The organism is Sphingobacterium paramultivorum (assembly GCF_014109745.1).
Taxonomy (GTDB): Bacteria; Bacteroidota; Bacteroidia; order Sphingobacteriales; family Sphingobacteriaceae; genus Sphingobacterium; species Sphingobacterium paramultivorum.
Genome location: NZ_CP058555.1, coordinates 2,815,570 through 2,830,622 on the forward strand (window position 1 = coordinate 2,815,570; position 15,053 = coordinate 2,830,622).

At 42.3% G+C, this 15,053-nt stretch carries 9 protein-coding genes; 3 read left to right on the forward strand and 6 right to left on the reverse strand.

Annotated features, from left to right (window positions below):
• Positions 1–301: 301 nt before the first annotated feature.
• Positions 302–1,186, reverse strand: coding sequence for an AraC family transcriptional regulator (locus tag HS960_RS12120; RefSeq protein WP_120334796.1), 885 nt, complete (start codon positions 1,184–1,186; stop codon positions 302–304).
• Positions 1,187–1,691: 505 nt separating this feature from the next.
• Here HS960_RS12120 and HS960_RS12125 point away from each other — a divergent pair.
• From HS960_RS12125 to HS960_RS12135, 3 genes are all read left to right on the forward strand, one after another.
• Entirely contained in the window at positions 1,692–3,080 is a 1,389-nt protein-coding gene (locus tag HS960_RS12125; protein ID WP_153848574.1) for an aminopeptidase P family protein, read from the forward strand.
• Positions 3,081–3,162: 82 nt separating this feature from the next.
• Positions 3,163–5,337 carry a S9 family peptidase gene (locus HS960_RS12130; RefSeq protein WP_153848573.1) on the forward strand — a complete coding sequence of 725 codons (2,175 nt, stop codon included), beginning with the start codon at positions 3,163–3,165 and terminating at the stop codon, positions 5,335–5,337.
• Positions 5,338–5,359: 22 nt separating this feature from the next.
• Positions 5,360–7,033: a M1 family metallopeptidase gene (locus HS960_RS12135; protein WP_202883789.1), complete on the forward strand. Its 1,674-nt coding sequence runs from the start codon at positions 5,360–5,362 to the stop codon at positions 7,031–7,033.
• Between the two features lie 252 nt (positions 7,034–7,285).
• On the opposite strand, the gene HS960_RS12140 is transcribed toward HS960_RS12135, so the two are convergent.
• The 5 genes from HS960_RS12140 to HS960_RS12160 are packed head-to-tail and all read right to left on the reverse strand — an operon-like array spanning position 7,286 to position 15,040.
• Positions 7,286–9,517 (reverse strand): S9 family peptidase, encoded by a 2,232-nt coding sequence (locus HS960_RS12140; RefSeq protein ID WP_182332800.1) that lies wholly within the window; start codon positions 9,515–9,517, stop codon positions 7,286–7,288.
• Positions 9,504–10,928, reverse strand: a complete 1,425-nt coding sequence (locus HS960_RS12145; RefSeq protein ID WP_159728889.1) for an APC family permease — start codon at positions 10,926–10,928, stop codon at positions 9,504–9,506. The genes HS960_RS12140 and HS960_RS12145 overlap by 14 nt, the downstream gene beginning before the upstream one ends.
• A gap of 6 nt (positions 10,929–10,934) precedes the next feature.
• The gene (locus tag HS960_RS12150) at positions 10,935–12,707 is read right to left on the reverse strand and encodes a DUF885 family protein (protein ID WP_200845601.1); all 1,773 of its coding nucleotides are present in this window, start codon (positions 12,705–12,707) and stop codon (positions 10,935–10,937) included.
• Positions 12,708–12,738: 31 nt separating this feature from the next.
• The gene (locus HS960_RS12155; RefSeq protein WP_182332802.1) at positions 12,739–14,001 is read right to left on the reverse strand and encodes an NAD(P)/FAD-dependent oxidoreductase; all 1,263 of its coding nucleotides are present in this window, start codon (positions 13,999–14,001) and stop codon (positions 12,739–12,741) included.
• Between the two features lie 40 nt (positions 14,002–14,041).
• A complete protein-coding gene (locus tag HS960_RS12160) occupies positions 14,042–15,040 on the reverse strand; it encodes a 4-hydroxyproline epimerase (protein WP_182332804.1) in 999 nt (332 codons plus the stop codon).
• Positions 15,041–15,053: the final 13 nt, after the last annotated feature.

Below are 15,053 nucleotides of genomic sequence, written 5' to 3' on the forward strand. Positions count from 1 at the left end.
AAACAGATTATTTCCCAAAAGTTAAATAAAACAAATCGTTCACCTTAGTTAAAGCCGGTCATTTTATACCGTTTTCAGAGACACATCAAGCTCGTTTAAAGCACTGTTATGCACCTACCCTTACTATAACTTTAGTGCTATATCCGTGCTTAATGTGTGCTTTATCTGTACTGGAGCTGTAAAGCAGCTCTAAGGAACAGCTTTAAGAGGGCACAATAGGGAAGCCGCTCTTAACTTTGAATTAAGAGCGCCCCCTTTGTTATATCGACCAAGCAGCCAGCATATTTACGGAAATCCTATGCTAAATAACAGAGTAGAGTGTCTGTTTATACTGCTGCACATATTCCTTTGGGTTGCAGCCTACGATTTGTTTAAAAACCCGATTAAAATTAGTGATGCTGTTGAATCCACAGTTATAGGCAATAAAAGAAACACTATCCAAGTGATCCTCATTTAACTGGTTGCAAACTTCTTTGACTCTTATTCTATTGAGGTAGGTGACAAAGGTAACCCCACAATGTTTTTTGAAATATCGGCAGAATGCCTGAGGCGTAAGATTAGCGTGATCAGCAACATCTTCCAGGGTAAGTTCGTCCCGATAATGCTCCCGGATATAGTTACAGATAATATTAATTCGATTTGAAGCATGAATTCCATCAAAAATCACTTCTACTCTTTCATTACAGAGTGCTTCTGTTTCCCGGGATATATTTGCCAAAGATCTCAATAGATAGAAAAAATGCATCAATTTGTCCATTTGGTCTGCAGATTTTAATAAACAAACCCGTTCTGCAATTTGGGAAAAATATGAATCGGGGACCTTAAACCCCCTTGCGTTGTTATAAATAAACTGATTCAGCGATTCAAATTCCTCCAGAGAAAATAGGGATTTAAGCTTTCCATTTGGGTCAAAAAAAATGGAAACAGAGCGAGATTCATTTGAAAACCCGTCCTGAGAGGCCGACTTAAATACATGCGGTTGATTCGCCCCTAAAAAGAAAATATCATTTTCTTTAAAAGGATGTAAGGTATCTTCCACAATCAAAACTCCCTTACCTTTTTTTATCCACATTAATTGAGCTTCTTGATGTCGATGAAAATGAGGATAAAAAGTTTCCAAAACATCTTCTTGTATTGTTAGACTTTGTCCTCGCATGGTCGGCACATTAAATTGGAGCGTTTTCATAGGTTTGTTTAGTTTATGTTACTGCTTAGTTAACATAAATATAACAACTCCAAAGCAACAACACTACTTGCAAACAAAACATAAAAATACTATACCAAAATATGTTTAGAATTCGACAATATTTAATAATCCCTAAGAAATATGCAAACCAAAACAAAGAATTTACAATAAAAATTCACCAGCAGTAAAAAAATGGGTTAAAATACAATTAGACTTTGATAAATTGTGCAAATTATTATTCAACAGAAAGGCTGAACTTTATTTAATTTCGTTGTTTGACCTTTTTAGAGACAAAATGGCGAGCATATTCATTTGTAACAACAGCAAACACCACACTATCAAAGATAGACCTTTAAATAAATGATTTTGACATGCATAAATTTTACGATATTCGTATTAGACAATAACCCGCTAGGTAGACAATTCTACTTCAAGCCGAAGCAGATTACAAACAATTCATGATTCTAGCACAACAAAAACAGTACTTCCTTTAATTTCCAAACTTATGTTCAAAAAAGAAATATATCTTAATCGCCGAAATAATCTGTTATCAAAGTTTACAACTGGCAAAATTCTTTTGTTAGGCAACATTGAAAATCCAATCAATTTTGAGCACAATACCTATCCCTTCCGTCAAGACAGTAGCTTTTTATATTATATCGGTGTCAAAAGTCCACGTTTGGCGGCTGTACTTGACACTGAGAAAAACGAGACCATCCTATTCGGCGATGAAATGACCATTGACGATATTGTGTGGATGGGCCAACAACAGACTTTAGCTGAAAAAGCAGATCTTTCTGGTATCAGCAAGGTCCTTCCTTTCAATCAACTCTTCGACTACCTTAGCAAAGGAAAACAGGAAGATATTCACTACCTTCCTCCTTATCAGTCGCATAATAAATTATTACTTGAGCAGCTAACCGGCCGTCCCGCAAATCAGCTTCAGCCCTCTGCGGCTTTGATTAAAGCTGTCGTTGCGCAACGGAACATCAAATCGGCCGAAGAAATTATCGAATTAGAGAAAGCCGTCGATATTGCTGTTGATATGCACCGCATTGCTATGCGAATGACAAAACCTGATCTTTACGAATATCAGATCAGCAATGCCATGCAACATTTTGCGCAAGATCAGGGAACGTCCTTCTCCTATCCTCCGATAGTCACAAAACGAGGTGAAATTCTGCACAATCATATGCAATTTCACCAACTTTATGAAGGTGATCTCCTGCTCAATGATTCGGGCGTAGAAACGGCCATGGGCTATGCTTCGGATCTGACCAGAACCTTTCCCGTAGGAAAACGTTTTACGGCTTTACAAGAGGAAATTTACCAGATTGTCTTACATGCGTTTAAATCTGCAGAGCAGCTGCTGACATCCGGAATACGTTTTAAAGAAATACATTTAAAAGCCTGTGAAGCGCTTGTAGATGGACTTATACAAACCGGCTTCATGAAAGGCAACGCACAAGATGCGGTCATGAATCACGCGCATGCGCTTTTCTTTCAATGTGGACTAGGCCATATGCTCGGTCTTGATGTGCATGATATGGAAGATCTTGGGGAACAATATGTAGGCTATACCGAAGCTGAGCCAAAAGATACCAAGACTTTTGGAATCAAATCGCTGCGGCTAGGTAAGAAATTGGAGGCTGGCAATGTGCTTACCGTTGAACCCGGCATCTATATTATCCCGGAATTAACGCAGCTTTGGGAACAGCAAAATTTACACAAGGACTTTATCAATTATGATTTCTTAAAAAAACATCTCGATTTCGGCGGGGTCCGTATTGAAGATAATTATCTTATTGAAACAGATGGATACCGTCGTTTAGGAAAATACCTTGAACGTGAAATCCAGGAGATCTATCAGCTAAAAGACAATCCAATTGATTGATTAATTAACGAACAACTAACATAATGATAAACCCAAAAAGTAAACTTAAATTCTTTTGGGGTCAACTCAAACAGATAAACAAATGAACAGCATTAAACAGTCGATCTTTATTATTCTAATACTGATTTTTCAGGTTCCAGCTTCCCTTTTTGCGCAGCGACTCTGGACAGATCATGGTGATCAATATTATGAATTTTCCGACAAAGGAATAGAAATGGTCAACCCCAAAAATGGGGTGCGCTCCATCTTCCTTTCACAGCAATCGCTTATTCCGAAAGGCGCAACAGCAGCCTTGAAAGTCGAAAATTTTTCCATTTCCAAAAACAAGGTGCTTATATTGATCTATACCAATAGTAAAAGAGTATGGCGCGAGAATACAAGAGGCGATTATTGGGTTTACAACAAGAAGACCAATCAGTTGCAACAACTAGGCCAAAAATTCCCGGCCTCACAACTGATGTTTGCGAAATTTAACCCACAAGCAGATAAAGTCGCCTACGTTAATAAAGCCGACCATAATGTTTACGTGGAAGATCTCGCTAATGGCAGCATCGTTTCCGTTACCAAAGATGGAACAGACCGTTTAATCAATGGTACTTTCGACTGGGTATACGAGGAAGAATTTGGCTGTAAAGATGGTTTCCGCTGGTCGCCGGACGGTGCTTCCATTGCTTATTGGAAGCTTGATGCCCGCAACATCCGTAATTTTCTGATGATCAACAATACGGATAGCCTCTACTCCTATACCATTCCCGTGGAGTATCCTAAAGTTGGACAATCGCCGAGTGTCTGTTCGATATGGACCTATGAAATCGCCACTGGAAAAAATACCATGCTGAATATCCCGGGAGATCCCAACCAGCACTATATTCCCCGCATGGAATGGTGTCTTGATAGCAAGCAGGTTATCCTAGAGCAGCTCAACAGAAAACAAAATGAGAGCAAAATCTATACCGTCGCTCTCTCCGATAATAAAGCGCAAAATATACATCAGGAGCAAAGCGACTCGTGGATTGATATCAAAGCACGATGGAACAATAACGATCCTTCGGGATGGGACTGGGTTCAAGGTGGCAAGGCCTTCATCTGGGTCTCGGAAAAGGACGGCTGGCGCAAAATCTATCAGATTGATTTATCGGGCAACGAGAAGCTGGTTATGAAAGCGGACTACGATATGATCAATCTTGATTTTTTCGATCCGAAAAATGAAACGATTTATTTTACCGCCTCTCCAAGCAATGCAACGCAGAAGTATCTGTATAGTGTATCGACAAAAGGCGGAATTCCAAAAAGACTGACCCCGGCCTCATACGAAGGCACCTGCGATTATGATATTTCAAAAGACGGTAAAATTGCCATCTTCAGCTTTAGCAACCGGGCAACATTAAAGCACAATGCCGTTATTGAGTTACCGACACACAAAGTACTCGTAGACTTTGATTTTAAGCGTGAAAAGAAAGTCAGCGATGGTATTGCCGAGTTTTTTAAAGTTAAAACAACCGACGGTATTGAGTTAGACGGCTGGATGGTAAAACCACTTGATTTCGATCCCAATAAAAAGTATCCTGTCGTCTTTATGGTCTACGGCGAACCAGCATCACAAACTGTATTAGACAATTTTGGTGCAGGTTATAACAGTTTATATAAAGGAAATATGGCGCAGGATGGCTACATTTATATTTCTTTGGATAATCGCGGAACCCCTGCTCCTAAAGGCAGCTTGTGGCGAAAAAGCATCTACCGCAATATCGGACAGCTCAATATTCGCGACCAGGCTTCAGCAACACAAGAAATCCTGAAATGGCCTTTTGTCGACAATTCACGTGTGGCCGTCTGGGGCTGGAGCGGTGGCGGATCAAGCACGCTTAACCTACTGGGACAATATCCTCAAATCTATAAAACGGGTATTGCTATTGCAGCTGTAGCAAATCAGTTACTTTACGACAACGTATACCAAGAACGCTACATGGGCCTCCCCCAAGAAAATCTTGCAGACTTTGAAAACGGCTCTCCGCTGAAATATGCAAAAAACATCAAAGGTAATTTACTCTATATCCATGGAACCGGAGACGACAATGTGCATTATCAAAATGCAGAAGTCCTGATCAATGAACTGATCAAAAATAACGTGCAGTTCCAGTTGATGTCTTACCCCAACCGCAGCCATTCGATCAGCGAGGGACAAGGTACACATGAGCATTTAAAAACATTATTTACAAACTATCTAAAATTACATTGCCCTCCGGGTGGAAGATAGACCGAATAGTTATCATTTACAGATGAAAAGAATACTATTTTATGCATTGGGAACCTGCGGTCTACTGACCGCAGGCATACAGCAATCAGCGGCGCAGCTGATGAAAGAAAAAAATGAATTCACAAGAGCGGATTCACTGCGCGGATACCTGTCATCGCTGCGAACCTGCTACGATATCCAATACTATCATTTGGATGTTAAGGTAGATATAGACAATAAGTTTATTTCGGGTTCAAACCTTTTCCGTTTCAAGGCCACAACTGATTTTAATCGCCTGCAATTTGACCTTTTTGCAAATCTCAAAGTAGACAAAGTCGTATATAAGGGGAAAGAACTTTCCTTTACCAGAGAACACAATGCTGTCTTTGTCGAATTTCCTGTGGCTATCAAGAAAGGAACACAGGAAGAGTTTACGGTGTATTACGAAGGCCATCCTACAGAAGCGGTCAAAGCTCCCTGGGACGGCGGCTTTGACTGGAAAAAAGATAGCAATGGAAAGCCATGGGTGGCCACGGCCTGCCAGGGTATGGGCGCGAGTGTCTGGTGGCCAAACAAAGACCATCAATCCGATGAAGTGGATAGTATGCTGATTTCCATCGCTGTCCCAAAAGAGGTGATGAATGTATCCAATGGACGTTTGGTCAAGGTAGAAAAGATGAAGGATGGTTACACCAAATACCACTGGAAAGTTGCCAATCCAATCAACAACTACAATGTCGCCATCAACATCGGCGACTACGTTCATTTTAAGGAAAAATACAAAGGTGAAAAAGGACCATTGGATATAGACTTTTATATTTTGCGCGAAAATGATACGGCAGAAAAAAAAGCCCATCTTCAAAAAAACGCCAACCAGACCTTAGAAGCCTTTGAACATTGGTTTGGTCCATATCCATTCTATGAAGATGGCTATAAACTTGTTGAAACCTACCATACCGGCATGGAACACCAGAGTGCCATCGCCTATGGTAACCATTACCAGAATGGCTATCGCGGCGGGGATGCGTCTGGAACCGGCTGGGGACATAAATGGGATTTTATTGTGGTCCACGAATCTGGTCATGAATGGTTTGGCAACAATATTACTTCAGCTGATCTGGCCGATATGTGGATTCACGAAAGCTTCACTAATTATTCCGAAGGCTTATTTATCAATTATTTCTATGGTAAGGAAGCCAGCCAGGCTTACGCCCATGGTATCCGGAGCGGGATCCAAAATGATAGCCCCATCCAGGGCCCCTACCACGTAAATAAAGAAGGATCTGGGGATATGTATCCCAAAGGCGGTGTTATGCTTAACATGATCCGTACGATGATCGACAATGATGAAAAGTGGCGGAATATTCTCCGGGGATTAAACAGCAAGTTTTATCACCAACAAGTCGATTATAATGATGTTGTCAACTACGTAAGCCAGCAGTCCGGTCTAGACCTGTTAAAAGTATTTGAACAGTATGTAAAGCATACTGCCATTCCTACACTGGAAATCAAACAAGATCCTTCAGGCAGAATATTGGGCCGCTGGATCAGCGAAGTCAAAGGCTTCCATATGCCCATACATATTGGCGTAAAAGGTCAAAAAAGAGAACTTATCCAGTTGGACCAACGTTTCAGACCGATTAAAGTGGCCGGTTTAACGAAAGAGAATATCGATATTGATACGTTTAACTATTATGTCGGCGTATTGGTCGAATAAAAACAGCTTCAACGTTACCAACATGAAATAAACACAGCGCCCCGAAAGCAATTTACTTTCCGGGGCGCTGTATTTCTGAGCCACTCTTATCGCTTCATACCTCTTCCAAATTCGAATAAAATCTTCATGACTTCGCAGACACCAACAGGAATAAAAAGCATACCGAAGGTCCTTTCTGGCCAATAAGATCAGACTCGTTCAGAAAAAACAGGAAATAGGTCTGCATTAGCGGATTATTGTCCTGATGAAAGATCAATACTGATTCCAGGCAGGCGGATCTACGCCAAGAAGATGTTTTACAAAATAGTCCCTTCTTTTCCGTTCACCATAATCTCCCCCGGAAGAATGCCCCATTCCAGGAACCATGATAAAATCATGATTCTTACGCGCTTTGATTAAAGCATCAACCAATTGGAAAGTGGATGAAGGATCCACATTATCATCAAGTTCTCCAACAATCAGTAGAAGATTTCCTTCCAGCTTAGCGGCATTTTCAATATTAGAGCTAGCCGCATATTCAGGACCTACAGGCCAGCCCATCCATTGCTCGTTCCACCATATTTTATCCATTCGGTTATCGTGACAGCCACAGGAGGAAACGCCAACTTTGTAAAACTCGGGATGGAATAACAACGCGCCGGTTGAACTTTGGCCCCCGGCAGATGTGCCATAGATCCCTACCCTGCCGATATCCATGTATTTATATTGTTTTGACGCGGCCTGCATCCAAGCAATTCGATCCGGAAAGCCTGCATCTTTCAGATTTTTCCAACAGACATCATGGAAAGCCTTGGAACGATTTGACGTCCCCATGCCGTCGATCTGTACCACAATAAAGCCCAATTCGGAGAGTTCGTACATCCCGCTCGGGTTGCTATAAAATGATTTGGGTACGAAAGAACTATGCGGTCCCGCATAAATGTATTCGATGACAGGGTAGCTTTTAGCAGGATCAAAATTCGTCGGCCGAATAATAATCCCCCAGATATCCGTTGCGCCATCACGTCCCTTGGCTTTAAAAACCTCCGGTGCACGCCACCCTGCAGTTTCTAACAGACTACTGTTTGTTTTCTCCAGCTCCATGATAAGACGGCCATTTTTGTCGCGCAATACTGAAATTGGCGGCTGATCGACCCGGGAATACGTATCCACAAATTGCGAATAGTCTTTATTGAAAAAAGCTTGATGATTTGCATTTTCTTCGGTCAGCAGTTTTAAGCCCTTTCCGTCTAAACCGATAGCGTAATAGTGGACCAAATAGGGATCTTCTGCGGCATTCATTCCGCTGCCTTCGAAAATAACCGTTCGTTTTTCAGTATCAACATGCACAACTTTCCGAACAACCCAGTTGCCTGTCGTTATCTGGTTCTTTATTTTCCCAGTAATTCCATCATAGAGATACAGGTGGTTCCAACCATCACGTTCAGAGGTCCATACAATCTCCTTTCCATCGGCCAGATCCTCCCGGTATTTCTTGCCGCTATAATCAATAAAGGTCTTATTCTGCTCCTGAATCAGAAAACTCGAGGTACCGCTATTTGCATCCATCTGCATAACGCCATAGACTTGATGCCCCCGTTTGTTATACTCGAAGGTAAATGCTCTGCTGTCATCGCGCCAGGAAAGATCCGAAAGGTAAAATTGATTTGGTATGAGCGCGGCATCAAACACCGACAGTCGATCTTTTTCAAGATCATATAAGATGGGTAGTTTTTGCGCCAACTCATCTCCGGGCTTCACGTAATCGCGTGTCTGAATTTTAGGCTGCAGCTGATCTTTCGGAGAAGATTCAATAAGCGTCAGTTGCCTGATCTCTATTTTTTGAGTTTTTACTGTAGCCAGCTTACGGCTATCTGGTGCCCATTGAATATCATTGCTATAATAATTTGCCGTGTTGCCATCAAAGGTAATTTGTCGCGCCTCGTTTGTGTTTCCTTTTTTTGCCAGGAATACATTATTATTGCGGATAAATGCCACATGTTTTTTATCTGGAGACTCAACTTCCCTATAGGCATTTCCCTGTTCACGCTGCCCCCAATATCGCGTATTTCGATCTTTGTTTCTACTTGCAGCGCCCTGGCTCAATTGCGAGGAACCGCGGTTCCAGATCCACAGGTAGCCCGCGATATCGAGCGACACTTGATCCTCGTCCAGCAATTTTATCTGATCATTGGAAATAACACGATTTTCGATTTTCTTTCCCAATTTTTCATCCACTAACGAAAATACTTTCGTCAGATCAAACAGCTGTTCTTTTGTTTTTGCCTGGGGATTGACCAAAATATACTCTTTTCCCTGCAACGTATTTCGATCATACCAAAAGAGATCCCCCTTATCATTCCAATAAAATTGGCCGGGCAGATTTTCAATTTTGTTGGTCAATTGTTTTTTTAGGTTTTGTGCACGTGTATAATCTGCCAAAGTTCCTTGACCAAACAGAAACTGTGCCGACAACAACAAAACCGCTGTACTAAGAAACTTCATACTTTCTTCGCTTAGGATTGATTAAATAATAGATCGGGATACCCAATAGTGCAATGATAATGCCTGGCCAGGTATAGTTGGGTTTAAAAATAACCATCAACCCAATAAAGGCAAGTCCCATCAGAATATAAAGAATGGGAAGAAAAGGATACCCAAATGCCTTATAGGGTCTGTTCAAATCTGGACGTGTGATACGGAGACGAATAATACCCGCAATCGCGAGTACATAAAATATAACGACCACACAGGTAATCATGTCCAATAAATCACCATATTTTCCGCTTAAACACCATATTGACGCAGCAACACATTGTATCCAGAGTGCCCAGGCAGGTACCGCATGCGCATTGAGCTTACCCGCCCTTTTAAAAAACAAACCATCTTTGGCCATAGAATAATACACCCTCGCTCCTGCCAGGATAATCCCATTATTACAACCAAAGGTGCTTATCATGATCATAATGGCTATAATAGTAATCCCAAAAGGACCAAAAACCTCTTGTGCGACACTCATGGCTACACGATCTTTTGGTGCATTGACCATAGCTTCTAAAGGCAATATGCCGGTGTACATCAAATTAGTCAGGAGATAGATTACGGTAACCAGTAAAGTCCCTAATGCAAGACTCAACCCGATATTACGTTGTGGATTTTTAATTTCGCCAGCTACAGCGGAAGATGAGTGCCAGGAATCGCTGCTGAAGAGCGCACCGACCATAGCCGCAGAGAAAGCGCCCATTGCTGAAAATCCGTCATAAGATGCATACGTTCCATCCGTATTTAAACGACGCATTGACCAAAGAGATATATTGTCCCAGTTCCAAGTCCAAACTTCATGTTTCAAAGCAAGGAAGCCAAAGAGTAACAAGAGCAACAGACTCCCGATCTTGATCAATGTGATGGATGTCTGTACGCGCTTTCCACTATTTACGCCTCTTGAATTAATATAGGTTAATACAATAATGACGGCAATTGCCAGCAGCTGCGCTGCAGATACCCGGTAATCTGACCATTCGAGCAAATAAACATCTTCATCCATAAAAGGGAAGAGATAGGCTGTAAATTTCGCAAAAGCTACCCCCACAGCAGCTATTGTCGCAGTTTGTATAACGGCAAAAAATGTCCAGCCAAATACAAAACTCAATACCGGCCCATAAGCCTCCCGAAGGTAGATGTATTGTCCTCCTGCCTTTGGAAACATCGCACTCAATTCACCATAACTCAACGCTGCAGTCAATGTCATAAAACCACAGATCAGCCATACCACCATCATCCAGCCTGCAGACCCCGTGTTGCGCGCAATATCCGCAGATACAATAAAAATCCCAGAACCGATCATACTTCCAACCACCAGCATAGTGGCATCCAGTAACCCGAGAGACTTTTGAAAATCTTGTTTCGACTCACTCATAAACACCTAGTTATTAAAATGATAAAACTTCCAGTTTGTCTCGTAATCGGGCTTTAACCTCTCGCCCTTGATAATCGCTCTCAACATTTCCATCGGTAGATAATTTTCTTTGATCACACGGTCGTGGAATGCAGCAAATGACATTTTCCCTTGATCTACGACCTCCTCTTTGATGCGCATCAATTGCAAGCCGCCTACGAGATAGGCCAGCTGATATAAAGGATCATAGGAACCTTCAAACGATCTCTTTACTTCACCGTGCGCATTAGCCGACTCAAATCCCACGCGGTTTACCAGATAATCGATGCATTGCTGCGGCGTCCACTCACCTAAATGAAATTTAATACTAAAGGTTATTCTTGCACAGCGATGCATGCGCCAAAATAACATCCCGATTCGCTCCTCCGGAGTTTTTGCAAATCCCTTGCTATACAGCAGCAATTCCCAGTACAATGTCCATCCTTCCGTCCAAAATGGCGTGTTAAATGCCTCTTCGCGGTAAGGCTTGTAACGCCTATTCATAAAATATTGCAGATGATGACCAGGAATCAATTCATGTTGGACTGTGCCACGGGAGAAATAAGGATTATTGCCACGCATACTCATCAATTTCGCCTGCTGATCCATCGTGTTTGTCGGATAAGATATGCTAATTTCCCGTCCGCCTGTAAAAAAGGGGTTGACTCGTTGCCGTTCAGGTGTCATCATGATCATGCCCCAAGTCTCATCTGCCAGCTCAGGAATAGTCATGAGTTTATTTTGTTCAATAAATTGCTGCGCATCGTTATACAATCTCATGATGAGCTCCGGCTGTTCTCCAATGGGTACGTAGGAGTTTTTAACCTTTTCCTGTGCAGCCCGCCAGTCATCGCCGAACCCCATTTCACGGCTCGCTTTCAATAACTCCGCTTCACACCATTTAAACTCTTGATCAGCCAATTTTAAAAGATCGGCAGCGGTATAGCTGATCATTTCTGCTTTGAGTCTTCGGTTTATCTCTTTTTCCCCGATAGGCCAACCAGCAATCTGACTACCGTCATCAAACACTTTCCAATCACTTTTTGCAGCCAATTTCTCCTTATAATCCGACAGCTTGCTTTTCACTTGCTGAAATATGGAGGGTACCCACCAGGTAAATTCAGGGTCATATCCATTATAGAAATCGAAGGTGCTGGTAAGCCTTAAGTCGAGCGAATTTAATAAGGCAACCAGAAAGTTAACATCTGAATAAGGAATATTGGTCTTTTCCTGCAGCGCAGCTATTGACCGATCGATTTCACCGGCAACCAGCGTCAGCTCTTTTGCGACATCTTCTCCTGCCAGACGCTTCCCCCTACGGCGTTCCTTTTCAAGTGCAAAAATTCGCTGTGCGAAAGGTAAATACACGGATAACCGGTTGTAATTCGACTCATCTTCTTTCAATGAAAGGAGATCACTTTTTAGTTTGCGCTTCAGTAAGATAAAATCTACCTGCCCCGATGTTTCGAGTTCTTCATAGGGGAACTTGTCCAGCTTGTTCAAATATTCGTTATCCAAACGTTGAAGACGTGCTAACTGTTCGGGCGAAGCGGCAGCCTGCTGGTTGCCCCAGCCTTTGGGCATAGGGCCATAAAAATAGTTGATCGCCTCAACATCATGCCCATATTGTACAATATAAGGCTCTATAGGTGTTGTATGGTCGTATAATTTCATCTTTTGTGCATGCATGGAGACCGGGAATAGAAAGAGCAGTCCATAAAACAATGTTTTGGGAGCTTTAAAAGAAAAAGAACGATTCATAATTCGGGTGTTGGTTTATATCATAATTTTATCAGTCGAAACGATCAGGCCTAAAACCAGCGATTTCATACTCTATTTTCTGTCCTGCCAATAAATCTGCAACAACTTTCCCATAGGCAGGGCCCAAGCTCAAGCCCATCATACCACCCCCGCCGGCAACTAGGACATTATCAAATTTTTTCAATCTTCCCAGATAGGGCAATCCGTCAGGCGAGCAGGGTCTGTAACCATACCATATTTTTTCGCTTGGGTAATCAACCTTCAATTCCGGATAATATTTAGGAATGGATTCCACAATTCCGCGGACACGATTTTCATAAATTTTGTCATTTGCTGGTCCCAATTCCATCGTACCGCTGAATCGGATCTGGCCATTCATGGGTGTTACAGCAACACGAGCCTCCAATAATAATGCCGCATGATTCAATGTATTCTCTTTCTCGGGCTGATACATAAAAGAATACCCTTTTCCTGGCATAAGCGGTGTATTTACGTGCAACTTTGATGTCAGCTGCGGCAAATAAGCGCCACCAGTCAAGACAAAAGCATCCGCCTGAAAACTTCCTTTGTTGCTGATCGCCTCTTTCACCTTACTTCCGACCGTTATAAATTTATTGACTTCAGTTTCTTCGAAAAAAGCTACGCCTGCGGCTTTCAAATATTGAATCAATTGCCGCATTAACTTTGGTGGATATAATTTTCCGTCACAGCGATAAAGTATAGCACCTAAAACATCTAGCTTCAGATTAGGCTCCAGTTCTTGAACGGCATTCCCCTCCAGAATATCGACATCAAGTCCAAGATCCTGGGCACGATGAGCCAATTCAATTTCTTCATGCTGCATTTCCTTGGATTTATACATCATCAGGATCCCGTTCTGCTTCAGTTCAAAATCAAACCCCTCCTCCTGCGCCAATTCATCATATAATCTGCTGCTGTAGAGATTCAAATCACGTATTGCAGTCGCATGCTGTTCTACGTGTGAGCGATTAGCATGTTTTAAAAACTTCAATCCCCAATTGATCATTCGTGGATTTAGCGAAGGCCGTACATAAAAAGGGCTTTTACTATTGAACATCCACTTTATCCCCTGCGCTACAATACCGGGGGCAGCCAAGGGCGTAAAATGACTGGGGACAATCATGCCTGCATTGCCATAAGAACAGTTATTGTCCAAGGTATTTTTTTCGAGGATTTTCACATCCCATCCGTCTCTTACAAGGTAATAGGCGGAAGCAAGTCCTGCAATTCCTGCACCAACGACGACAACCGTACCTCTAATATTTTCTTTCACGTTGCTCTTGTCTTATTAATTTTTTAAATCACCTGAACTATTAAATCACCTGAAAACCGCCAAAATAAGGATCCTCATCATCCAAAAAAATGGTATTATAGCCTGTTATCCGTGCCCAGCCTTCGATGGATGGGACAATGGCCGGTTTGCCATCCACGGTTGTTTCAGCTTCAATTTTACCAGTAAATTGTGAACCGATATAACTTTCATGTATAAACTCCATCCCTTTCTTAAGTTTCCCTTTAGCATACCATTGCGCCATACGGGCTGATGTACCTGTACCACATGGTGAACGGTCCAATGCATTGTCGCCAACCAGTACCGCATTGCGTCCCGACGAGTTGGGGAGTTTAGGATCCCCTGTCCATTGGATGTGAGTCAATCCATGTATATTAGCATCTTCGGGATGAACAAAAGAATATTTTTCGTTCAGCAGCTGACGGATTATTTTTCCGTAATGAATGAGCTGGCTGGCTGAATAGGAACTGATATCTTGAAAATTAGTCTGCGGATCAATAATGCCGTAGAAGTTTCCACCGTAAGCAACATCGACGCTGATGTTGCCTAGATCCGGGCAATCGACCGTTAAGGCTTCAGCATATAAAAAGGACTTGACGTTCGTAAGCTTTACACTTTTCACCTTAGGTCCCTCTTGAACATAATCGATATGTACAAGTCCAGCCGGAGTTTCCAGCCTTAATTTTCCGGGAACTTTAGGTTGAACGAGCCCCTCCTCAATGGCAATCGTCACCGTACCGATCGTTCCATGTCCACACATCGGCAGACAGCCGCTGGTTTCAATGTAAAGGACACCAATATCATTTTGCGGATCAAAGGGCGGATAAAGCATACTGCCGCTCATCATGTCGTGCCCTCTTGGTTCAAACATCAATCCCATACGGATCCAATCGTACTCACGTATAAAATGCAACCTGCGCTCCATCATGGAATTCCCCTGTAATAATGGGGCTCCTCCTGCCACCAATCGCACGGGACAACCACAGGTATGCGAATCAATACAAAAAAAAGTCTTCTTCATTTCTGATCACTTG

Bases quoted from the DNA above. Each gene is read 5' to 3' on its own strand.
- HS960_RS12135 (WP_202883789.1), top strand. From the start codon at position 5,360: ATGAAAAGAATACTATTTTATGCATTGGGAACCTGCGGTCTACTGACC.
- HS960_RS12150 (WP_200845601.1), bottom strand. From the start codon at position 12,707: ATGAATCGTTCTTTTTCTTTTAAAGCTCCCAAAACATTGTTTTATGGA.
- HS960_RS12130 (WP_153848573.1), top strand. From the start codon at position 3,163: ATGAACAGCATTAAACAGTCGATCTTTATTATTCTAATACTGATTTTT.
- HS960_RS12125 (WP_153848574.1), top strand. From the start codon at position 1,692: ATGTTCAAAAAAGAAATATATCTTAATCGCCGAAATAATCTGTTATCA.
- HS960_RS12160 (WP_182332804.1), bottom strand. From the start codon at position 15,040: ATGAAGAAGACTTTTTTTTGTATTGATTCGCATACCTGTGGTTGTCCC.
- HS960_RS12140 (WP_182332800.1), bottom strand. From the start codon at position 9,517: ATGAAGTTTCTTAGTACAGCGGTTTTGTTGTTGTCGGCACAGTTTCTG.
- HS960_RS12120 (WP_120334796.1), bottom strand. From the start codon at position 1,186: ATGAAAACGCTCCAATTTAATGTGCCGACCATGCGAGGACAAAGTCTA.
- HS960_RS12145 (WP_159728889.1), bottom strand. From the start codon at position 10,928: ATGAGTGAGTCGAAACAAGATTTTCAAAAGTCTCTCGGGTTACTGGAT.